Annotated in this window: 19 protein-coding genes and 1 pseudogene; 6 read left to right on the top strand and 14 right to left on the bottom strand. The window is 46.1% G+C overall.

The window, feature by feature from the left end:
- Nucleotides 1-29: 29 nt before the first annotated feature.
- The gene (locus tag ACL6C3_RS07610; protein WP_413166565.1) at nt 30-530 is read right to left on the bottom strand and encodes a GNAT family N-acetyltransferase; all 501 of its coding nucleotides are present in this window, start codon (nt 528-530) and stop codon (nt 30-32) included.
- A gap of 498 nt (nt 531-1028) precedes the next feature.
- Between ACL6C3_RS07610 and ACL6C3_RS07615 the strand changes: the two genes are divergently transcribed.
- The 4 genes from ACL6C3_RS07615 to ACL6C3_RS07630 all read left to right on the top strand — a co-directional run bounded on the left by ACL6C3_RS07615 (nt 1029) and on the right by ACL6C3_RS07630 (nt 6828).
- The gene (locus tag ACL6C3_RS07615) at nt 1029-1259 is read left to right on the top strand and encodes a hypothetical protein (RefSeq protein WP_413166566.1); all 231 of its coding nucleotides are present in this window, start codon (nt 1029-1031) and stop codon (nt 1257-1259) included.
- 138 nt (nt 1260-1397) lie between these two features.
- Nucleotides 1398-3206: an efflux RND transporter periplasmic adaptor subunit gene (locus ACL6C3_RS07620; RefSeq protein ID WP_413166567.1), complete on the top strand. Its 1809-nt coding sequence runs from the start codon at nt 1398-1400 to the stop codon at nt 3204-3206.
- A 369-nt stretch (nt 3207-3575) separates the two neighbouring features.
- The gene (locus ACL6C3_RS07625; RefSeq protein ID WP_413166568.1) at nt 3576-6125 is read left to right on the top strand and encodes an efflux RND transporter permease subunit; all 2550 of its coding nucleotides are present in this window, start codon (nt 3576-3578) and stop codon (nt 6123-6125) included.
- Nucleotides 6016-6828: an efflux RND transporter permease subunit gene (locus ACL6C3_RS07630; protein ID WP_413166569.1), complete on the top strand. Its 813-nt coding sequence runs from the start codon at nt 6016-6018 to the stop codon at nt 6826-6828. The genes ACL6C3_RS07625 and ACL6C3_RS07630 overlap by 110 nt, the downstream gene beginning before the upstream one ends.
- Before the next feature lie 81 nt (nt 6829-6909).
- Here the strand turns inward: ACL6C3_RS07630 and rpmA are convergent, their stop codons facing one another.
- The 4 genes from rpmA to ACL6C3_RS07650 all read right to left on the bottom strand — a co-directional run bounded on the left by rpmA (nt 6910) and on the right by ACL6C3_RS07650 (nt 10224).
- Entirely contained in the window at nt 6910-7203 is a 294-nt protein-coding gene (gene rpmA / locus ACL6C3_RS07635) for a 50S ribosomal protein L27 (RefSeq protein ID WP_413166570.1), read from the bottom strand.
- A gap of 89 nt (nt 7204-7292) precedes the next feature.
- Nucleotides 7293-7703, bottom strand: a complete 411-nt coding sequence (gene rplU / locus ACL6C3_RS07640; RefSeq protein WP_413166571.1) for a 50S ribosomal protein L21 — start codon at nt 7701-7703, stop codon at nt 7293-7295.
- Between the two features lie 225 nt (nt 7704-7928).
- Entirely contained in the window at nt 7929-8342 is a 414-nt protein-coding gene (locus tag ACL6C3_RS07645; RefSeq protein ID WP_413166572.1) for a hypothetical protein, read from the bottom strand.
- An 82-nt stretch (nt 8343-8424) separates the two neighbouring features.
- Entirely contained in the window at nt 8425-10224 is a 1800-nt protein-coding gene (locus tag ACL6C3_RS07650; RefSeq protein WP_413166573.1) for a CapA family protein, read from the bottom strand.
- Between the two features lie 229 nt (nt 10225-10453).
- On the opposite strand from ACL6C3_RS07650, the gene rfbB reads away from it, so the two are divergent.
- Nucleotides 10454-11551, top strand: a complete 1098-nt coding sequence (gene rfbB, locus ACL6C3_RS07655; RefSeq protein WP_413168278.1) for a dTDP-glucose 4,6-dehydratase — start codon at nt 10454-10456, stop codon at nt 11549-11551.
- Nucleotides 11552-11816: 265 nt separating this feature from the next.
- Here the strand turns inward: rfbB and ACL6C3_RS07660 are convergent, their stop codons facing one another.
- The 5 genes from ACL6C3_RS07660 to rpaB are packed head-to-tail and all read right to left on the bottom strand — an operon-like array spanning nt 11817 to nt 14593.
- Nucleotides 11817-12176 carry a hypothetical protein gene (locus tag ACL6C3_RS07660; protein ID WP_413166574.1) on the bottom strand — a complete coding sequence of 120 codons (360 nt, stop codon included), beginning with the start codon at nt 12174-12176 and terminating at the stop codon, nt 11817-11819.
- Between the two features lie 10 nt (nt 12177-12186).
- Complete coding sequence (locus ACL6C3_RS07665) at nt 12187-12567, bottom strand: hypothetical protein (protein WP_413166575.1); 381 nt, start codon at nt 12565-12567, stop codon at nt 12187-12189.
- Between the two features lie 60 nt (nt 12568-12627).
- Nucleotides 12628-13149 (bottom strand): DUF456 domain-containing protein, encoded by a 522-nt coding sequence (locus tag ACL6C3_RS07670; RefSeq protein WP_413166576.1) that lies wholly within the window; start codon nt 13147-13149, stop codon nt 12628-12630.
- 36 nt (nt 13150-13185) lie between these two features.
- On the bottom strand, nt 13186-13839 hold the full coding sequence (locus tag ACL6C3_RS07675; RefSeq protein WP_413166577.1) for a cofactor assembly of complex C subunit B: 654 nt from the start codon (nt 13837-13839) through the stop codon (nt 13186-13188).
- 22 nt (nt 13840-13861) lie between these two features.
- Nucleotides 13862-14593 (bottom strand): response regulator transcription factor RpaB, encoded by a 732-nt coding sequence (gene rpaB, locus ACL6C3_RS07680; RefSeq protein WP_413166578.1) that lies wholly within the window; start codon nt 14591-14593, stop codon nt 13862-13864.
- A gap of 471 nt (nt 14594-15064) precedes the next feature.
- Here rpaB and radA point away from each other — a divergent pair, with 471 nt between their 5' ends.
- On the top strand, nt 15065-16741 hold the full coding sequence (gene radA / locus ACL6C3_RS07685) for a DNA repair protein RadA (protein ID WP_413166579.1): 1677 nt from the start codon (nt 15065-15067) through the stop codon (nt 16739-16741).
- A 104-nt stretch (nt 16742-16845) separates the two neighbouring features.
- Here radA and rpsU read toward each other — a convergent pair whose 3' ends face one another.
- The 4 genes and pseudogenes from rpsU to ACL6C3_RS07705 all read right to left on the bottom strand — a co-directional run.
- Nucleotides 16846-17043: a 30S ribosomal protein S21 gene (rpsU, locus tag ACL6C3_RS07690; RefSeq protein WP_046281223.1), complete on the bottom strand. Its 198-nt coding sequence runs from the start codon at nt 17041-17043 to the stop codon at nt 16846-16848.
- 762 nt (nt 17044-17805) lie between these two features.
- Nucleotides 17806-17991, bottom strand: coding sequence for a hypothetical protein (locus ACL6C3_RS07695; protein WP_413166580.1), 186 nt, complete (start codon nt 17989-17991; stop codon nt 17806-17808).
- An 82-nt stretch (nt 17992-18073) separates the two neighbouring features.
- Nucleotides 18074-18931, bottom strand: a complete 858-nt coding sequence (locus ACL6C3_RS07700) for a calcium-binding protein (protein ID WP_413168279.1) — start codon at nt 18929-18931, stop codon at nt 18074-18076.
- Nucleotides 18932-19060: 129 nt separating this feature from the next.
- Nucleotides 19061-21493, bottom strand: a pseudogene (locus ACL6C3_RS07705) (Ig-like domain-containing protein); the annotation flags it as partial.
- Nucleotides 21494-21515: the final 22 nt, after the last annotated feature.

Here is a 21515-nt window from a genome sequence, read left to right on the forward strand (position 1 = left end):
ACCCAAATACGATTTAGATTGAGAGCAACTTATCCGCCCACACTAACGGCGTTTGCTGTTTGTTCGACTGGTATTTCTTCGGTTCGGGGTAAGCTTTCTAACGGTTGATTGTACAGTACCATTGTGGTACTTTCGTTGTACTCAAAACCAATCCGTTCGTAAAATTTTTGTTGATAGGTGGTCATTAAATAAACTCGTTCAACCCGACACATTAACGGATGGCTGATAAGGGTTTGCACGAGTTTTCGTCCGAGTCCACCGCCTTGATAGTCCGGGTGAATGACAACATCCCAAATGGTCGCCCGATAAATACCATCTGAGGTTGCTCGCGCAAAACCAATCATTTGTTCTCCATCCCAAGCGGTGACAATGGGATTACTATTGGCGACTGCAATTTCTAGATCTTCTGTGCATCGTTCACGCGCCCAAAATGCAGCGAGTTTAAATAAGGTTTGTAGCTGTTCGATATCAACTTGGGTGCGATCGTCACAGAATTGGATATGTCGGTAGTCTTTTGCAGTGCTTTTCATGGGTTAATTTTTCCTTCTATAGATGAAATACAAACTGACGATAATAGGGTAGCTCTTCGGGAACTTGAGCCACATTTGAATCTTTGGTTTTACAAAGAACTCAACAAAGAATGAATTTTACTGGGTCTGATGTTATTCGCTAGAGGCTTGAGTGCAAATAGCATCTGTTCACTAGAGTGATTGTTTTTTCAAGATGTTAGCGATCTTGGGTGGTCTTTACATGGGCGAAGTCGATGAAAAACAATGAAATATCCGAACATGAAGTTAGTGAAGGGGGATTTTAAGTTTATCAGGATAACGATAAACTTTTGGAGTGAAGTTATGCTCTTGATTGCTCTGGAAGGTTCAAAAAAAATCACAGATTGGATAATTTTCTTTTTTTCCTAGAATCTATTAACTTTAGAGCAGTTTTAATCTTCATACTGTTAAATCTATAACATTTTTCCAAAATGATCAAGGGAGTTTGGCAAATTTTCTCCGGGATTATGTTGTAATTTGATGACATTTCTCCAAGGTACAGCCGGACAATTCTTGAACGATTTTTCAACACAAATGGTTGCCTTTACCGAAGCTTTATGCAACCTCCAGTTCGGCGATCAGACAACGGTAAGCAACACGATGATTAACTTTGGCCAAAAAGATCGAACCGTTAACACTCACTCAAACCTGTCCCCTCAACCTAAAGACCGCCGACCCGATGATATCCGGCCTGAAATTGAGGTTGGGTGATGCTATATCTCAAAAATCCGAAAAATTTCTTAGAATATTTTAATAAAAATTTCATCGTGACTTCAGATGGAAACGAGAAAGTAAACAAGATAAGCTGTTTCCCCTATCTGCCCTATCTACCGGAGGAAGAAAGCGATCATGAGTCAAACCCCGCCTGTCTCCACTGATTCACAACTTCTGAATCAGTCGAAGCCGGAGTATTTCTCAGCCCAAGACCTCGAAAGCATTCCCGATCTGCAATCTGTTGAGGAAAGCTCTACCCCTGCCAATCCTCGGCGTTGGTTGGGTCTATTTTTTTTAGTCATGGTATTTGGTAGCGGCTTAACCGTCTGGAATCTGATTAAAAGTTCAGAATCTCAACCGGCCCTATCCAACGCCCAAACCCCTCCGCCCCGTCCGGTAACAGTAACTCGCCTGCAAACCGGAACCCCAGTTGAGAAACTCCAACTGATCGGTCAAGTAGAAGCCAGCGAACAGGCGACCATTCGTTCTCAAGTCGATGGGACAGTCCAAGAAGTTCTGGTTAAAGTCGGCGATCGCATTACCCCCGGTACAACCGTCGCCATTTTGGATAATACCGATCAACAGCTTGCACTCCGCGAAGCCGAAGCCCGTCTAGCCGGCGAACTCAGTCGATTGGCCGAACTGCAAGCCGGAACCCGTTCGGAGATTCTCAGCCAACGACAGGCTCAACTGAGATCGGCTCAGACTCGGGAACAGGAGGCCAGAGATTACCTCAGACGCACCCAGGAACTCGCCCCCAAATTAGTCGCCCAACGACAGGCGGAACTACAGGCGGCGATCGCTCGGGAACAGGAAGCCCGGAGTAATTTAATCCCCACTCAAGAACTCGCCCCCAAACGCATCGCTCAACGACAGGCTGAGTTACAGTCGGCAGTTGCTAGAGAACAAGAAGCCCAAGATAACTTAGAACGCATTTCTAGCTTGGTCGAAAGCGGGGTACAGTCTCAGCGTATTTTAGTCGAAGCCCAGTCAGCAGTCGATCGCGCCGTCGCCGAACGGTTGGCGGCTTCTGCCGCTTTAACGGCGATGGAAAATGAAACCCAACAGGATTTAATTTCCGCCCAAGCCAATATTGACACGGCAGTTGGGGAGCGTTTGGAAGCTGAAGCGGTGCTGGCAACCGTAGAAACGGAAAATCAGCGCAATATTGCCGCAGCCCAAGCCGCTTTGGATGCAGCCATCGAGGAAAAACTGCGGGTTGAAGCGGAACTGGCCGAAGCTCAAGCCGGGCCAAGACCGGAAGAAATCGCCGCCCAACAAAGTCTAGTCAAAGCCGCAGAAGCCGCAGTTAATCAAGCTAGAGTTAACCTGCAACGGACTGAAATCAAGTCTCCCAGTGCGGGTGTCGTGCGATCGCGTGCGGTGAATGGGAGTGATTATGTCGAGAGGAGCGATCCCATTCTGACTTTAGTCAGCGAGGAACAGGTCGATATTTTCTTGGAAGTGCCAGAATCCCTTAGCGGTGCGGTAAGCGTGGGACTGCCCGTAAATTTAACCGCTCGGGCTTTAGAAGGATGGACGCAAACTTCCCGAATTGATGCTGTCGTTCCGGCGACCGATACCACTTCCCGCCGGCAACTGGTGAGAGTGAGTTTGGAGAATCCTCCCGTCGGACTGTTACCGGGAATGGCAATTCAAGCTGACTTGGAGGTTCCTGTAGAAATGACGGGCAATTCCGATAGTTTTGTGGTTCCCCGTGATGCTTTAGTGCGTCGGGGGAATGAATGGTTGCTGTTTACCGTAGCTGACAATAAAGTTCAATCGGTAACGGTGGAAGTTTTGGCTGACCTTGGAGAAGAAATGGCGATCGCAAACGAACAGTTGCAAGCCAACCAAACCATTGTTCTCAAAGGCGGAGATGGGCTACAAAATGGCAGTGTCATTTCAGTCACCAGTCACCAGTCACCAGTCACCAGTTATTAGTTGTTAGTAAAATCACCTGAGCAGACAAATTTTATGGGTTCGGCTCAATTTTGAAACGCTTGATGATTGTTTTCTATTTCTCTTGTCATCAAGTTTTCTAGAGCAATTAACTAAGATCCTATATTTTGTAATCATCAGTTGCGAGTTCTAAACTCCCATAACAACCCTCAATTATTTATAACAAAGAACGGAGAAAAGGGAATAAAGAACAGAAAGAATAAAGTTCTGTTTTTGCTTTAAGCGTTCTGACAACTGCAATAAATCCCAACTCCCAATCTGAATGCGAGTGAAAAAATCAAAAACCCAATTACTTTTTTTTTGTTTTTGCGTTTAATTCCACTGTTAACAAAACCCTAATTCTTAATTGCTATGAACCTGATAAAAACGGCTGTTCGTTGGCGACATGGAACCTTTGTTCTGTTTTGTATTTTGGCACTATTCGGAACATTAGCCCTGTTAAGTTTACCGCTAGAACTGCAACCGGGAGGCGATCGCCCCGAAATTACCATTACAACGCCTTACTTGGGTGCCAGCCCGACGGAAGTCGAAGAAGTGATTACCCGCCCCATTGAGGAGATGATGGAACAAGTACAGGGGGTGCAGGAAATCACCAGTACCAGCGCCTTGGGGCGCAGTTCTATCAGTTTGGAGTTTAACTGGGAAAGCGATATCAACTCCCGGTTGCTGGATGTTTTGAACAAACTGCAACAGGTGGAAGCGTTACCCCCAGAGGCGGGTGAGTCCGAAGTTGAATTGGTTAGTGGTAGCAGTAGCCCGATGATGTGGGTGCTGATGATGCCCAAAGAAGGCTTTACTGGGGATGACAACCGCTATCGGGACTTGATGGACGATGTGATTATTCCCCGGTTTCGGCAAGTCGAAGGGGTTGGACAGTTCCTCGAATCTGGGGGGCGGGGCCGGGAAGTGGAAGTGATCGTTGACCCGAAAGCCTTAGCCAGTCGAAATTTAACGATTGCCGATGTGGTTGCGGCTTTGCGGAACAATAACAGAGACGTGCGGGGCGGGCCGTTAGTTGTCGGTCGGCGAGAATATCGAGTTCGGACGGTGAGTCGGGCGACAGACGTTAAACAGTTAGAAAATCTAGTGTTAAGGCGGGATCAAGCCGGAACGGTTTACCTGTCGGATGTGGCGGAAGCCCGTATGGGTCGGCAAATTCAAGATCGGGCTTTAATTCGCGATAATGAACCTGCGGTGGCGGTGGGAATTATTCGTCAGACGAACGCCAATGTCCCGACGATTTCTCAAGGAATTCGAGAGGCTTTGGCTGAACTCGAAGAACGCTTTGACCGCGAAGGAGAAGGAATCACCTTTGATATTCCCTACGACGAGAACGATTATATCAATCAATCGATTGCCTTTGTACAGGGCAATTTAATCATGGGGGCAATTCTGGCGGCGGCGGTGTTGCTGTTGTTCTTGGGTTCGCTGCGAACGGTGGCGGTAATTGCGATTACCATTCCGACCACATTAATTACCGTTTTTATTGTATTCAAACTGTTGGGTCGTTCGTTGAACGTGATCAGTTTGGCGAGTTTGGCGTTTGCGGTGGGGATGGTCGTAGATAACGCCATTGTGGTGTTAGAAAACCTGTTTACCCATATGCAGCAGGGTAAGTCTCCGGTACAAGCGGCGATTGAGGGCACTGAAGAAGTGGGCGGGGCGATGCTGGCTTCTACTCTAACAACTATTGCGGTATTTGCGCCGATTATTTTGGTCGAAGGAGAAGCGGGACAGTTATTTTTTGATATTGGAATTGGTCTTTCTGCTTCGGTGTTGTTCTCGCTGTTTGCGGCGCTGACGTTGGTACCGATGTTGTCGGGTTTGTTCTTGAACCGCCACGAAGCCCAACAAATGTTAGCCGGAATGGGTAATAATCCGGTAGACTCTAATGGCAATGGGAAATCTAGACGGCAACGCAACAGTTTCCAAGAGCGCATTGAACGCTCTATTTTTCAGGGTTCAGCTTTATTTCGAGTCTGGCAGGGGAAATTAGAACAGTTTTTGTTAGGTACGGTACGGTGGTCGATGGGGTCACGTCACACGGGTCGGCGATTAACGGTTGTGGCGATTCCGTTGGTGATGTTGGTGGTGAGTGTTTTGCTGTTACCGCCGGCCGATTATTTGCCGGAAGGAAATCGCAATTTAGTTCTGTGGCTGGCTGAACCCTTTCCGGGAACCAGCATTCCCGAAGCGATTGAACTCTCAGAAGAACCCCGACTGTTTGCCAGGGAACAACCGAACGTTATCCGGGTTCTGTACGTGCATCGTCCGGGCCGACGTTTAATGGCGGTTTTCCTCGACCCGATGAAATCGACCAGCAAAAATCTTAATGGGCTTGTAGATAATCTTCGTTCTGTCAGTGGCAATTATCCGGGGTATCGCTTCCTCGTTCCCCGTCGGGTTTCGATTTTCCGCTTTCCGGGAAAGGAATTTGAAATTCAACTGGTGGGTCAAGACTTGAACCAATTGGATCAAATTCACCAAGATTTAATGGGGCAGTTACGACAATTACCTGGAGTTCAGAACGTTCGTCCTGACTTCGTGAATGGGGCGCCGGAACTGCAAGTGATTCCGAACCGAGAACGGTTAGCCGAGGTGGGTTTATCGGAAGCGGAATTAGGACGGGTTGTTGAAGCGGCTTTGGGCGGGTTGCGGGCTTCTAAATTTGTCGATGGGAAGCGCGAACTCGATGTAACGGTCGAACTCAAAGATACTTTTGTTGATACGCCCGAAGATTTGCGTCAATTGGCTATTTATGCAGGAGATGGCCGTCAGGTTCAACTGACAGATGTGGCTGAGGTGGTGGAAACGACCGGGGCCGGATGCGATCAACCATGTGGACTTGGAACGTTCCATTACCCTCACAGTGGGCTTGGAACAAACGGCTTCTCTCGCTGAAACCATTCAATTGGCCCAAGAACAGGTTTTGATTCCCCTGCGGGAAACGCTACCGCCCGGTTTTCGAGTGGAGTTGGCGGGTTCGGCTGATATTCTTTCGGACACTCTGTTTCAACTGGGGTCAAGTTTTGTTCTGTCTCTGGTGATTACTTATTTGTTGTTGGTTGCCCTGTATCGTTCTTTCCGATATCCTGTGATTATTATGATCACCGTACCGATGGGGATTGCCGGGGCGGTGTTGAGTTTGGTGATTGCCAACGCCATTCCCGGTGTTAACGTTCCTCTGGACATGATGACGGGGTTGGGGTTTGTGATTTTAACGGGGGTTGTGGTGAACAATGCTATTCTTTTGTTAGACCGCACCTTACAATTGCGCCAAGAACAGTCTTTAACTTGGGATGATGCCCTTTATTTGGCGGTTAGCGATCGCCTACGACCGATTTTTATGTCTGCGGGTACGAGTGTATTGGGGATGTTACCGCTTGCCGTTTTTCCCGGTAAAGGGGCGGAGTTGTATCAAGGTCTGGGGATTGCTTTGACGGGGGGATTGGCCTTGTCAACGGTATTGACGCCAACGGTTGTTCCTGCGTTGGTTCGGCTGATGGAAGATTGGCGAGAGATCCGAAAACCCCGGTCTTCTATTGTTCGGACTCGGGATGCAAAAGTTAAGCCGGTTAAAGAAAAAGTGGGCGGTCGAAAGTAATTGTTTAATTTTTGTAGAGGGTTTACAGATTAAAAACCACCGGGGATAAGTCCCCAGTGGTTCAACTTTTTGACAGCTAGACTAGGAAGCGCTAGCTGTTGCTGCTACGGGTTCAGTTTCGGGGACGGGATAGACACTAATTTTCTTGCGGCTTTTTCCTTTGCGTTCAAAGGTAACAATGCCATCAATTTTGGCAAATAGGGTATCATCTCCACCGATACCAACATTGTTACCGGGATGATATTTACAACCCCGTTGGCGAACTAAGATATTACCCGCACGAACAACTTGACCGCCATAACGTTTGACTCCCAACCGTTGGGCGTTTGAGTCGCGACCGTTACGGGTGCTTCCTGTACCTTTCTTATGAGCCATGATTTCCTCTGCAACAGTTGACTTTACTATTATTATGTGCTTTTAACGGCGAGGGTTGAGGCAATTAACCCCAGTCTCGCCCTTTGATTTTACTCAGATTCACCGGCGCCGGCTTCGGAGGGGGACTCAGAAACGAGTACGGGAGTCTCCTTTTGAACATCGCTGCTTTCTGCAATGACAGAACCGTTGAGGGCGATGGAATTGATCATCAAACGGGTGATCTCCTGGCGGTGTCCCCGTTTTTTCCGGGTTTTCTTCTTGGGGCGCATCTTGTAAACGATCACCTTGCGTCCCCGAAAATGACGTAAAACCGTACCTTCTACTGTCGCACCTTCGACCCAAGGTTGACCGACGTGAATATCGTCTTCGTGCTTGACCAACAGAACTTTATCGATGGTCACTTTTTCGTCAGCTTCAACCGGAAGCAATTCTATATCGTAAAACCGACCGGGTTCGACTCGTACTTGCTTACCGCCCGTTTCAATAATCGCGTAACTCATGAGATTATGATTAAATTTGGCCGTACAGGTAGCTGGCGGGGTTTCGGTGTCAACTCGACTTTAAATAACCCGACCGACGCGATCGGGTCGCTTAAATTCGATCAACCGAAGTACACCGTGCCAACATTTGTTAATGTCTCAACCTGATCCGAGCAGGGATTAGACACAATCTATTATTGTCTCAAGTTATGCGAATTTTGTCAAGTCTTAGTTTGGAAAAGTCGATCAGGATTCTGTGGATTTTTCTGAAGCTTGATTGACGGCGAAAAAGTCTAAATCAATGGCTTCTATTCCTTTATCCGACCACAATTGTAACATCGAACCGAGTTGAAACCACATTAGAAAAGCGGTGGGAACAACAACCGCAACCGCGATCGCCGAAGCCAACCAAAAAATTTGAACAAATACCGTTAAACTCAGCGCCACCGAGAACAAAACAAATAAACTCGTCAAACTGTAAGCCAAAACAATGTTACCTGTTTTGTAATTAATTTGGGATTTGGCGTCGGGATTTGCCGTCCACAAAGCAACCTGATATTCTAACATATCTTTAAAGATTATCCCAAGCATAACAGCCAAAAATGTCGTCGCGACAATCAGGCTGTAGATAGGAGCGATCGCCGAAGATTCTGAGTACATAAGTGCGGGTTAAATGCCAAAGTTTACAAAATGTTAACTTTTAGTATAAACTCTGCTAGCCGTTTCTTGCAATTGCTTTTTTTTAATCGGATTTTAGCAAAATCTGACCTTGACTATCAATTTCCAAAGGCGTTTCAGGAAAATTACTTTGAGTCAAGCTGCGAATTAACCCAACACTGCGAAAATTATTATCACGATAGGGAATACCTTTGCTATCAAGATGAATAGGAATAATTTTTCCCCCCTTAAAATTTCCCACCGGATCGAGATCAGCTTCCAACACCAAAGAATAGCCCAATTGTGCTTTTGTTGATAACGTCCGATAACCCATAAAATTGCCCAAAGAATAAGCAATTAACTTCCCCTTGTAAAGTTCTAAAGCCCGAGGAACATGAGGCCCGTGACCCAACACCAAATCCGCTCCCGCATCAATTAAAGTGCGGGCAAATAACACCTTATTCCCCCGATTTTCGCCATAGAAATACTCGGTTTTATTATAAATATTTAAAGCCGCAGTTCCTTCCGCCCCCGCATGAACAGAAATCACAATCACATCCGCACCTTCGGCTTCCGCTTTTTTCACGATAGCCTGAGATGCCTCCAAATCTAACATATTATTATGAACCGAAAAATAACTAAACCCAATAAAAGCAAATTTTACCCCTTTAACTTCGTGGTAAACAATCTCATCTTTGCGCCCAACCGCTTTCATTCCCAGTTTATTAATATTCTCAATCGTGTCATCAAAACCCGCCTCAAAAAAATCAAAAGAATGATTATTCGCCACACTCAAAATATCAAAACCGGCATCCTTTAAAATCGAAGTATATTCCGGAGGCGTGCGGAAAGCAAACACCAAACCCCGACCGACATTTTTAGCGCTGCTGGGATAATTCGTTAGGGTACTTTCAAAATTTCCAAACACAATATCCGCCCCTTGCAAAGCCGGTTTAACATCTTGAAATAACGCTTCTTTGCTGGCGGGAAGCTTGTTAGAAGGATAATTAGTGCCGGGAATAATATCGCCGACCGCCTTAATTTTAATCCGCAGATCGGGACTGATCGGATTTTGCAGAGAAGTCAGCGTCAACTCCGAAAACTTGTTGAGATTTTTCAACGTTTCTTCTTCGCTAACCGGTTCGGAATTGGCCGTCGAACCCGCAGAAGAAAAAGAAAATTCGGGAAGTTCAGGAAGGCTAGGCGCTTGGATATTTTGCAGCCCAGAAGTTAACAGAGTGGGAACCGAAGCGAGCGTTTGAGAAACCGTGCGAGAAAACTCAGAAATTCGATCTTGCTGAACCGTAAAAAACCAACCCGAAAGCGGCGCCATCATCAACCCAATTGAACCCGCCATCAACAATTGTTTAACCGGTTGGGGAAGTAAAACTTTGGGAAATTTGACTGGAGGCGGTTGAATTTGACGGCGAGAACCCTGCTGTTTAACTTTTCTTGAAGCGGTTTTTTTAATTTTTGTTGGTGGGTTCGCAGATGTGGGTATAAAATGGGAGGGAGCAGGAATAGATTTAGCTGGAGTAAAGGCTGATTCATCCTCCATCGTAGGCACGCAAGTCTTTGCAGATGCCACAGAAGTCTGGAGTGCGATCGTATGAGTCCAACCTGAAGATTGGTGATGAGTTTTCTGGCCTCTAATGGTAATAAGGGTAATGGCAGTTGTCCCCAAACGGAGAATTCCATTCTGGATGACTCGAATGCAAGATGATTGATTAGGCAGTTGTTCAGACTCAAGTAAGATGTACAGATGACGATCCCGCCGAGTAGCTTGTGCTATAACTCCTTTCGAGTGCAGCGCGTGATTAATTAAGGTGGCGATCGCATTGGCATCTCCCTGCTGGGCGAGCTTAATTAAATTTTGCTGACTCACACTCTGTCTCCTCACACCGACAAATAAAACAGACTGTATCAATCATACGGTTGAGTGGCAATTTGTGGAGAGCTTGAAACGGGATTACTGGTCAAGCAGGATTTTTCCGGCTTTATGCAATAGAGCAGTTAAAATGGTCACGCGGTAGATAGTATCAGGGTTTAAAGCATTTCTATTCAATCAGTTTTCAGTCAATCAAGCAGATTCTTGGGAGGAAATCACTGTGGCAATGCAGTACAGTTATGATAACAGTGACATCGGTTCGCCCCGTCGGGTGTTAGTGACTGGGGGAGCGGGTTTCATCGGCTCGAATTTTGTCCATCACTGGTGTAACGCCTACCCCGACGAGCGGGTGGTGGTGTTGGATGCGTTGACTTATGCGGGAAATCGGGAAAATTTGGCCAGTTTAGAAGATAAACCCACCTTTCGCTTTGTCAAGGGTGATATTTGCGATCGCCCTTTAATTGAAAAACTGCTTCAAGAAGAAGAAATTAACACGGTGGCTCATTTTGCTGCGGAGTCCCATGTCGATCGTTCTATTCTTGGCCCGGGGGCTTTCATTCAAACCAATGTTGTCGGTTCGTTTACATTACTCGATGCGTTTCGCCAACATTGGAATTCTCAAGGCTGTCCTGCGGATTATCGTTTTCTTCACGTATCTACCGATGAGGTTTATGGTAGTCTCAGCAGCGACGATCCGGCTTTTAGAGAAACGACTCCCTATGCTCCCAACAGTCCCTATTCTGCCTCAAAAGCGGGAAGCGATCATTTAGCGAGAGCTTACTATCATACTTATAATCTTCCCACAATTATTACCAATTGTTCTAACAATTACGGTCCTTACCATTACCCGGAAAAATTGATTCCGCTGATGTGTATTAATATTTTGCTCGGAAAACCGTTACCCGTTTACGGAGATGGGCAAAATATTCGGGATTGGTTATATGTTCTCGATCATTGTCGGGCTTTAGATACGGTTATTCATCGGGGTAAACCGGGAGAAACTTACAATATTGGCGGGAATAATGAGGTTAAAAACATCGATTTAGTCAAGATGTTATGCCGAATTATGGACGAACTGGCGCCCCATTTACCGGTTAAACCTTCCGAACAGTTGATTACTTTTGTTAAAGACCGACCCGGACATGATCGCCGCTATGCCATCGATGCAACTAAGATTAAAACTGAGTTGGGTTGGGCGCCTTTGGTAACGGTTGAAGAAGGGTTGCGACAAACGGTCGGTTGGTTTTTAACCCATCGCAGTTGGTGGGAACCTCTCTTATCTGAAGAATACCAAAGCTATTACCGCAAGGTTTATGCTTCCTAATTAGTTAGATCTGATCGGCCTAGAATTTTATTTGAATCTAGGCTCAGATCGGATATTCTAACTGTAGGTTGGGTTGAGAAACAAAACCCAACAAACCCTTTTTTAATTTAGGTTGATATGATAACCGACTAATCAATCCTCAGTGCTGTAGGGGCGGGTTTATCCGGGATCTTGATCACCACTCCGAGATTGAATTCAACCCGCCCCACCCCCCGAACCCAACCCAACAAAACCCTATTTCATCTAGTGTCATCCGGGTTCAGATTTAAAACTCATTGAAACTCCCAACCGGGGATAAATTCTCTTTAGATATCTCTTTAGATACGGCGGGTTGAGAACCAACTAAATCGGTTAAATACAATTTTCCATCCGCATAATGAAGATAAATTTTCCATTCTCCTTTGGGGTCAATATTCGCCGTATAAACCGGAATTTCAGTTCCTAAAACTCGCTTTAACTTCCCTTGAGGAAAGCGTTTTTTCAAATAACAATGTTCGTTTTCAAGTTCGGCTAAAATCGCCAGAAAACGTAACTTGAGTTCATTCGGTAACGCTTTATAAGCCCGATAAATAATTCCCGAACTATCAACAATCGAAGGAACATTACTTTGAATTTCATCATTCATGGTTTAAAAATTACCCCGCTAAAGTCGGCTGTTTTGACTGCAAAATTTGCCGATAAATCTGTTCGCCCACTTGTTTGTAAGTTTCGGAACTCTTTTGACTTTCGACGGCTCGAAACAAGGTAATTAATGTGCGTTCAAAAATCGGATCTTCATCAAAACTGAGAATGACTCGAATTCGATAATCTACCCGAAAAGAATACAAAGACGAGCCATAATTATGGGGAAGTTGAAAAGACTCAAATTGATGAAGTCGTTTGTCTCGGGAAATTTTCTCTCCAAACAAAAGAGGTATACCCTGCTGAATTTGTTCAAGAATTATTGACTGTTCCGCCTCACTAAAACCCGTGAGGTCTTGTTTAAAAGCCTCTGTTGATTCGACAACAATATCCATTTTATTTGCAGATTTTGTTTAGTCTAGAGCGAACATTTGAGAGTCTTCTAATTTCAGGAATTATAACGGCCAAGTTGTGACTAAAAACACCACAACACAAGCCAAAGCAAGCAATCCTTGAATTAGATTTCCGACAAAAGTTCCAACAACAATTCCAATTGCTGCTCGAAATGCTAGCTTAATTCTCGCTTCAAATTCTAAATCTTTGCGATAGAGAAACTCACCAATCATTGCTCCCAATAACGGCCCGATGAGAATCCCCAAAAGCGGACCCCCAAAAGGTAAAGCCGGTAAAAACCCAAAGAATCCAAACACAAAGCCGATAATCGCTCCAATTTGACCCCATCGGCTTGCGCCGGCTTGTTGGGCGCCGAGATAGGCGCTGAGAAGATCAACCCCTACACTCAACAATAATACCGCGATCGCCGCACCAACAGCCCAACCCAATTCGGAAAAGCCGTTAACAATACCCCAGACTAAAATCGCACCCAATATCAAGCTCGAACCGGGAACAGCGGGAACCACAGCACCGATAATCCCGACCAGCATCACGAGAACCAGAATCCAGTATAAAATTAACATTAGGATGAAAATTTAACAACTACAACAATTATTTTTTTAGGTTTGATTCCAGGATTGACTGAGGGTATTTTCGAGTTTATCCGCAATTCCTTCAACCCACTTTTCATCTTGTTGGGTATAACTGCGGGGTGCATTCGCTCCCAGGATTAAAACCCCTTGATTTCCCAGGGGTTGACAAATAATCCCTTGTGTGTTTTCTGGCAAATAATCAAACTCAATCCGACCCGGATAAAGAGCCAAATTCACCAAATAAACCGGCTTTTGCTTATCTAAAACGCGCTTTAAAATCGGGCCGGGTTGAACCTGAGAATTTTTCCCCAAAACTCCCCGTCGCAGCAACACTTCACCCCGATAATAAACCACCACCGAGCGGGTGACGGTATTGGTCAGCAACAGATGGGAAGCCCAGGCCAATTCCGTTTTCACCGCATCGGGTAAATCCGGTTTCAACTCAAAGCCGGTTTCCCCAATTAAATCCACCGTATCGGGAGGTTTGGGCTGAATTTGCTGCCACAATAAGCCCGTCAAAATCAACACGGCACTCAAAATCACCCCTAAGGCATCAGAACGGGCTTGTGAGTCCAATATCTGCGGGGTGAGAATGCGATTGATCAGTAACAACGACCCTCCCAATCCGCCCGCGACGATCGGCAGAAATCTTAAGACTCGATTGGGGTCAGACTTGGCCATTGTAATGATAATTTATCTGTAATTATCCAACTTCTCCCGGTTCTATAATACGTTGAAACAGATAACCTGTGCCGCGTGCGGTTAAAATTAATTCGGGGTTGCTCGGGTCGTCTTCCAATTTCGCTCTCAACCGAGAAATATGAACATCCACAACCCGCGTATCAACGTGACGTTCGGGAGTGTAGCCCCAAACCTCCTGTAAAATTTCCGAGCGAGAAAACGGTTCGCCCGAGCGACTGACCAACAACTCCAAAAGACTAAATTCCATTCCCGTCAGCCGAATGCGTTCGTCGCCCTTGTACACTTGGCGTTTGTTAGTATCTATTCTAATACTAGCAACCTGAATTACCCCGGAACTCGGTATTCCCGACCCGCCATTTTTATCAATCCGACGCAACACCGAGCGAATACGGGCTTCAAGTTCCTTCGGAGAAAAGGGCTTGACCACATAATCATCCGCTCCCAATTCTAACCCCGTAATCCGATCGGCAACATCTCCCAAAGCCGTCAACATAATAATCGGAATATCCGACTCTTTCCGCAACTCCTGACAGACCCCATAACCGTCCAGTTTCGGCATCATCACATCCAAAACGACTAAATCCGGGTCAGTTTTGCGAAAAGTGTCTAACGCTTCTTCTCCGTCGGCTGCCGTCACTACATCATAACCGATCATGGAGAGGCGGGTCTCCAAAATCCTGCGGATACTTGCTTCGTCATCCACAACCAGTATTTTTTCTTTATGATTTTCCAATTGACTTCACCAATCCCTTTGTTACGTTAAGCTACATTTTTGATAGAACCCTACCCCAACTCAAAACCCGGAAAAACGGAAACTCAAGTCTACAACAGAGTAGGTTGTCTGTGCGATCGCACGATTGTTTGACAATTCTGTTTATTTTTTTACCCTATCATTAATAGAACCTGCAATATTCTCCCCCTCTAACTTAGCTTAACCGTCTGGCTGGTACAAATACCATCGGCTCAATACCGTCTAGGAATAAATGACTAGAGAATTGGATTTTCCGCTAAAATTAGAAGTGAAAAAATTTTACATTGTTTTAATTTTTCAATTGGGCTTCGTGGGAGAGTTTTTTCGGGTCGCTCCGGGTTAATGGGAATCACAAATAGCCCGAGTCCGATTTTGGGGGAATTCCTCAAAAAAATCTAGTCTATTTTAAACTTCAACCTTAAATCTGTCTACATCAATCTATTTTAAACCACAATGCCAAAGCAACGAACACGATATATTTGTCACGAATGCGGGGCAGAATTTCCCCAATATTTTGGCAGGTGTCCGAGTTGTCACGCTTGGAACTCTTTAGAAGAACAAATCGAATCCCAAAATCCTCCTTCCTTACAGCGATTTAGTTGGAGTACCTTAATCGAAGATGGGGCTGAACCGACGGTTGATTCTTCCTCGACCGGACAACCGAGATCTTCGTTTAAACTCTCTCAAATTGCCGATCAAACTCAGTCGAGAATGTCTTCCGGTTATGGCGAACTGGATCGGGTTTTGGGCGGGGGAATTGTACCGGGTTCTTTGGTGTTAATTGGCGGCGAACCGGGGATTGGAAAGTCAACTTTGTTGTTGCAGGTTGCTAATAGTTTATCGCGAACTTCCAGGGTTTTGTATGTTTCGGCTGAAGAATCCGGCCAGCAGGTGAAATTGCGATCGCAGCGTTTGGGAGTCGGACCAAAACCCGAAGATGTTGACCCTCCAAATGGTCAGACAGAAACACCTGAAACTTCTCCGATCAAGCCTTACAGCCCGGATAATCCTTTTAACACGGTCGAACTTAAAAACTCTAAAGAAAATTCATCAAAAACCGATAAAACAGAAAAAAATAAGACAAAAAATGGCAAAGAAAATCAGGATAATCACGAAGAACCTGAGCCGGAATTATATCTGCTTCCCGAAACCGATTTAGAAATGATTTTAAGGGAGTTAGAATCGCTAAAACCGCAGCTTGCGATTATCGATAGTATTCAAACTATTTTCTTTGCGAGTTTAACTTCCGCTCCCGGTTCGGTTGCTCAAGTTCGAGAATGTACTTCGGCTTTAATGCAAGTTGCTAAACGGGAAAATATTACCTTATTAGTCGTCGGTCATGTGACTAAAGATGGTAGTTTGGCAGGTCCAAGAGTTTTAGAACATTTGGTCGATACCGTGTTATATTTTGAGGGGGATCGCTTCGCCTCCCATCGCTTGCTCCGTTCTATGAAAAATCGCTTCGGGGCGACTCACGAAATCGGCGTGTTTGAAATGGTTGCCGACGGGTTAATGGAAGTTCCCAATCCTTCGGAATTGTTCTTAGGAAATCGCGAAGAATTTGCCCCCGGAACTTCAACGGTTGTTTCGATGGAAGGAACTCGTCCGATTGTGGTAGAATTACAAGCATTGGTTAGTCCTGCCAGTTTTGGTTCCGCACGTCGGGCGGCGACAGGCGTTGATAGCAGTCGCTTGCTGCAAATTTTAGCCGTGTTGGAAAAACGGGTCGGCATTCCCCTATCCAAGTTGGATGCTTATGTGGCTTCGGTGGGAGGGTTGAAAGTCGATGAACCGGCGGCGGATTTGGGCATTGCGATCGCCATTGTAGCCAGTTTTCGCGATCGCATGGTCGATCCCCGAACGATTTTATTGGGAGAAGTGGGCTTGGGTGGCCAAGTTCGTCCGGTTTCTCAGTTAGAATTGCGTCTGCGAGAAGCGGCGAAATTGGGCTTTAAACGGGCGATTATTCCCAAAGGACAAAATCCGGCGGATTTGGGAATGCAAATTATTCCGGTGGGTAAGGTGTTGGATGCGATTATTGCGTCGATTCCCACTCAACCCGCAACGATGACAAGCGCCTCTGACGAAAGTCCTGGTGAGGTTGATTCGGAAGACCTTCCCGATTTTTAACCCAAATCTTTAATCCAAATTAGAGAATACCCCTCATCTTCTCTACCAGAATGACGAGGGGATAATTGTTAATTATAAATGGAGCGGTTGAGGCGATCTGGTCTTTAAAACATTCTCTTTTTACGCATCGCCCGTCTTTGACGCTGGTTGGCGATCGCTTTGCGTTTACGCTTTTCGGGTGGGGTTTCAAAATGACGCTTCTTTCTGACGTCTGCTAAGATACCCGCTTTGGAAACTTCGCGCTTAAAGCGACGTAGTGCTGATTCGAGTTGTTCGTTTTCACCCAGGATCACTTGGGTCATTGTTTCTCCTTGATCTTACAAAACTACAGGGGATGGTTGGCTAAAATCCTCTAAAAACCTACGGTTGTGGGATCGGGTTTGAGTGTTATAGCGAAGTCCAGTAGAAATGTTTCTGTTGTTTGAAAAGCCGAGTCTGTCCTTGGTTGATCGCGAGAACCGAACTCCTGACCCTTGTGAGGAAATTTGAACGGCTTGACGACAGTCTTTTCAGGAATTTTGCTGACTTCAGCACTTACAGAAACCATTTCGCTTTGAGCTTCAAGAAGCTGATTATACCGGAAACTAGAACGATCGCGTCAATGAGTTCTTAATCTCAACAAGAGTTAAGGTTTTCTTTAGCTTACGGTTGAGCCTATTTGGAAATAGCCTCAGCAACCTCTAGCTGTTTTTTTCCTCTTGCTTCTACCTGAGTTACTTTCTTGGCAGCTTACAACCTGTTTCCAGCTTTAAACCTAACCCGAACAGATTCGAGTCAGGAGTTAAATTAATCTGCTCTATCGAGTCAAACAACTATGTCTATAATCGTTTGGGAAAAGATCAACTTCTAACTTTTCATCCGGTGACAGTGTATTAGCCTTTTCCTGCACGGGAACTTAGAAGTTTTCCTCAGACCATAGGAATTGACTGTTAAGCATTTATTCTTAAGTTTACCTGATTATCCCTCACCTCTGAGGATAGATTTCAATATTACTAACTATCATAGTAGCGCAATGGGTCAACTTTCGTCTATATATCGACAGATTCGGGAAAAATAGCATCTTTTTATCGGCTAACCTGTCGAAGAACCCCGGTGGCGATCGATAAAATCAGCAGTATCCAGATGACAATCCCCGGCAAAAAAGCCAAAACCTCCAAACCTCTAAGAATCCAAACCAACAGGGTGAGCGTGGTAATCGCCGCAAACAGGTAGGAAAAAACAACTTTTTCAGAAAAAGGAGGTTGAGTCACAGCAAATGCCTCATCAAGATTAAAGACAAAAAAACAGCGATCGCCTATATTCTAAGCGATCGCACTTTGTTAGGATAACAGGTTAGCCAGCAAAAGTGGTAAAACTACTTTCAGTAATGGCGCTCGCCTGGATCTGATTGAGAATCGCCAACTCTTGACCATCGAGACTAATAACGGTGGAAGTTCCACTTTGAGAAAGAGTTAACGCATCAAAGCTTAAACCGCCACCCAAAGCGATCAAATCCGTACCGACCTGGAAATCTTGGATCGTGTCCGTACCGCTACCTGAGAACAGAATAAAGCGATCGCTCCCACTTCCGCCAGAAACCAAATCATCACCTTGATCGCCGAACAACCAATCATCGCCCCGTTCACCGGCCAGGGTATCCTCCGCCAAGCCCCCATAGAGGGTATCATTATTTTCACCCCCGCAAAGGCGATCTTGGTCTTCATTCCCAAACACGACATCATCACCATTACCGCCGCAGATAGTATCCCGTCCGGGAGCATCACCGATACTTTCCTGGTTGTTAATATCACCATAAAGGCTATCGTTGCCGTCACCGCCGCAGAGTTGGTCATTGCCCAAATCCCCGTACATCAAGTCCGAACCGGCTTCACCGTAGATGAGATCATCTTCCTTCCCGCCGCGAACGGTATCATTTCCAACCGCACCGCTGAGAGTATCATTACCGCGACCGCCATTGATGAAGTCATCACCGGCACCGCCCCAGACCAAATCAATCATGCCATTAACACCGTTTTCGGGGTCGATCTCATTTTCATCGAGAGTATCACCCACAAGAGTGTCATCACCCTCATCGCCGTGCAGGGTATCATTACCCAAATCCCCCCAGACAATATCATTACCCTTTCCACCGTAGGAGAAGTCATCTTCTTGACCGCTATACATCAGGTCATCACCGGGGCCACCTTGCATTAAATCATTACCGGCGTGGCCGTTAAGGGTATCATTCTCGTCAACAGCGGACGCCGCCAAGCCGTTACCGCCGTTACTGCCGATCAGGGTGTCGTTACCGTCAGCCCCCAACAGAGAATCATTACCTTGGTCGCCAAAAGTCAGATCGTTACCAATACCCCCAAAAACCGTATCATCGCCCTCAAAGACTTCAATACTATCGTCTCCGCCAAAGGCAAAGACAACATCGCTACCGGGCGAACCGGCTAGGGTATCACTGTCTTCTGTACCTTCAATAGCAGCAAATTCATCAAAAGCAGTCGGAGCTAAGTCCAAACGTTGCGGTAACAGAACAGTACCAAAATCAGGTAAAGGAGGACAGTCACAGCCGCCATCATTAATCGGTTCAGGCCCGGGAATTGAAGCGCCATCTTCGACCGTCAGGCGTACAGTACCGACATTAGAAACGGCGTTATCATCATCGGTGGCGGTGAAAGAGAAGCTAATCTCACCGGTAAAATTGGGATTGGGTTCAAAAGTCAGTTGTCCGGCCTGTTCGGGAGTCAGACCTTGAACTTGCTCCAAGCTGGTGATTTCTTCGCCATTGAGGAACAGAGTCCCATTGGCTGGTAATTCGGTAATGGTGTAGAAACGAATGTTACCATCATCATCGTTTGCCCTTAACTGAGGGACGGGGAAACGAGTGCCGTCATTGGGAACAGTCCCGGTTTGATCTTCGGCGACCGGCGGTAAATTCGCCGCAGGTTCGGAAGGTTCGGGGGGAGTTTGCGGAAAACTGGGAACAGACAAGGCGGTAACGGGGATGGTAATATTACCCACATTAGAAGTCGCCCCATTATTGTCTGTGACGGTATAAGTAAAGCGGACATTACCCGCAAACCCGCGATTGGGGACGAAGGTGAGACTATCGAGTTGATCTGGGGTTAACCGTTGAACCTGGGCCGGGTCAGTCACCGTCTGACCATTGAGCAATAAAGAACCTTGTGCGAGGTCGGGTAATGTAAAGTTAATCAGTTCTACGGTGCCATCGGGGTCGCTAAAGTTCCCCGTCGTCAAAGGTAGAGGAATGGCGGCGCTACTGTTGAGAATGGAATCATTTTGAACATTCTCCGCTGTAGGCGGTTGGTTGGCATTAACGGTAATGGAAATATTGGCCGGTTGTGATGTTGCTCCCAAATCATCAGCCACCGTGTAAGGAATGGTGACAACCCCAATAAAACCGTCAACGGGTGTAAACGTAACTTGACCTTGCTCGTTAACGGTCAATGTTCCCTGTTCTAAAGTCAGTTGGCGATCAATTTCCGGCGTTGTCGGATCGAGGTCGATTGTACTGAGATCCTGGTTGTCGTTGGGATCGGTAATATTATCGCTCAGATCGAAAGTAAGCGGAGTTTGAAAAGCGGTCTCAACCACTTCGTTGGTCGCTGTCGGGGGAAAGTTTTCCGGGGGTTCAACGGTAACGGTAACTGTTGCGATATCCGTATTAGTTCCGTCGCTGACCTGATAGGTAAAGGTATCAATGCCAGTAAAACCCTCAGCCGGCGTGTAAACTAAAGATTGACCGTCTTCAGAAAAAGCGATCGTTCCTCCGTTAGCGGAGGCTTCATCAAAGGAATTAACAGTTAATTCATCGTTTTCCGGGTCAGTATCATTGCTCAAAACATCGATATCGACTTCTGTATCCTGTTCGGTGGTTGCACCGTCGTCAACGGCTTCAGGTCGGAGTTGTTGAGCGATAACGTTAATTGTCACCGTCGCAATATCGCTACCCCCGTTACCATCATTAATGCTGTAGGTAAAGGTGTCGGTCCCCACAAAACCATCTGCGGGTGTATAAACTAATGCGCGACCATCTTCAGAAAGAGCAATTGTTCCCGCGTTGGCTGAAGTTGCATCAAAACTCTCGATATTTAACGGATCGTTTTCCGGGTCAGTATCGTTGTTGAGAACGTTAACGGTAACTGCTGTATTGGGGAGAGTCCGGCGCTCGTCATCAATAGCTGCGGGTTCGGTGTTGGTCGGTGGGTTAACGATAACCGTAACTGTTGCGATATCTGTATTAGTTCCGTCTGTCGCCTGGTAAGTAAACGTATCTGTTCCGACAAAATCGGCAGCCGGTGTATAAACTAATGCCTGACCATTTTGAGAGCGAGCAATGGTTCCCCCGTTGGCGGAAGCCGCATCAAAAGTGCTAATCTGTAACGGATCATCTTCCGGGTCAACATCATTAGCCAGAACATTGATACTGACATTAGTATTCTGCTCGGTGATAGCCCGGTCATTTGCGGCGATCAGGGTTTGATCGGTTTCAACGTCAATGGTAACTGTCGCCGTATCCGTACCCCCATTCCCATCGCTGATGGTGTAGGTAAACGTATCTGTTCCGACAAAATCCGCAGCCGGTGTATAAAGTAACGCTTGACCACTCGAAGAAGCCGCAATAGTACCCCCGTTGGTTGTGGTTTGGTCAAAGGTGGTAATTTCTAACGGGTCATTTTCCGGGTCGCTATCGTTACCAACAACATTGATAATAACTGCGGTGTTAGAACGGGTTGAACGTTGATCGTTAACCGCATCCGGATTA

The sequence above is a fragment of the Capilliphycus salinus ALCB114379 genome (genome assembly GCF_047276495.1).
Lineage (GTDB): Bacteria > Cyanobacteriota > Cyanobacteriia > Cyanobacteriales > Microcoleaceae > Capilliphycus > Capilliphycus salinus.

Excerpts from the sequence above, each read along its gene's own strand:
- ACL6C3_RS07610 (WP_413166565.1), bottom strand. The coding sequence starts at position 530 with ATGAAAAGCACTGCAAAAGACTACCGACATATCCAATTCTGTGACGAT.
- ACL6C3_RS07615 (WP_413166566.1), top strand. The coding sequence starts at position 1,029 with ATGACATTTCTCCAAGGTACAGCCGGACAATTCTTGAACGATTTTTCA.
- ACL6C3_RS07620 (WP_413166567.1), top strand. The coding sequence starts at position 1,398 with ATGAGTCAAACCCCGCCTGTCTCCACTGATTCACAACTTCTGAATCAG.
- ACL6C3_RS07625 (WP_413166568.1), top strand. The coding sequence starts at position 3,576 with ATGAACCTGATAAAAACGGCTGTTCGTTGGCGACATGGAACCTTTGTT.
- ACL6C3_RS07630 (WP_413166569.1), top strand. The coding sequence starts at position 6,016 with ATGTGGCTGAGGTGGTGGAAACGACCGGGGCCGGATGCGATCAACCAT.
- rpmA (WP_413166570.1), bottom strand. The coding sequence starts at position 7,203 with ATGGCTCATAAGAAAGGTACAGGAAGCACCCGTAACGGTCGCGACTCA.
- rplU (WP_413166571.1), bottom strand. The coding sequence starts at position 7,703 with ATGAGTTACGCGATTATTGAAACGGGCGGTAAGCAAGTACGAGTCGAA.
- ACL6C3_RS07645 (WP_413166572.1), bottom strand. The coding sequence starts at position 8,342 with ATGTACTCAGAATCTTCGGCGATCGCTCCTATCTACAGCCTGATTGTC.
- rfbB (WP_413168278.1), top strand. The coding sequence starts at position 10,454 with ATGCAGTACAGTTATGATAACAGTGACATCGGTTCGCCCCGTCGGGTG.
- ACL6C3_RS07660 (WP_413166574.1), bottom strand. The coding sequence starts at position 12,176 with ATGAATGATGAAATTCAAAGTAATGTTCCTTCGATTGTTGATAGTTCG.
- ACL6C3_RS07665 (WP_413166575.1), bottom strand. The coding sequence starts at position 12,567 with ATGGATATTGTTGTCGAATCAACAGAGGCTTTTAAACAAGACCTCACG.
- ACL6C3_RS07670 (WP_413166576.1), bottom strand. The coding sequence starts at position 13,149 with ATGTTAATTTTATACTGGATTCTGGTTCTCGTGATGCTGGTCGGGATT.
- ACL6C3_RS07675 (WP_413166577.1), bottom strand. The coding sequence starts at position 13,839 with ATGGCCAAGTCTGACCCCAATCGAGTCTTAAGATTTCTGCCGATCGTC.
- radA (WP_413166579.1), top strand. The coding sequence starts at position 15,065 with ATGCCAAAGCAACGAACACGATATATTTGTCACGAATGCGGGGCAGAA.
- rpsU (WP_046281223.1), bottom strand. The coding sequence starts at position 17,043 with ATGACCCAAGTGATCCTGGGTGAAAACGAACAACTCGAATCAGCACTA.
- ACL6C3_RS07700 (WP_413168279.1), bottom strand. The coding sequence starts at position 18,931 with ATGCAAGGTGGCCCCGGTGATGACCTGATGTATAGCGGTCAAGAAGAT.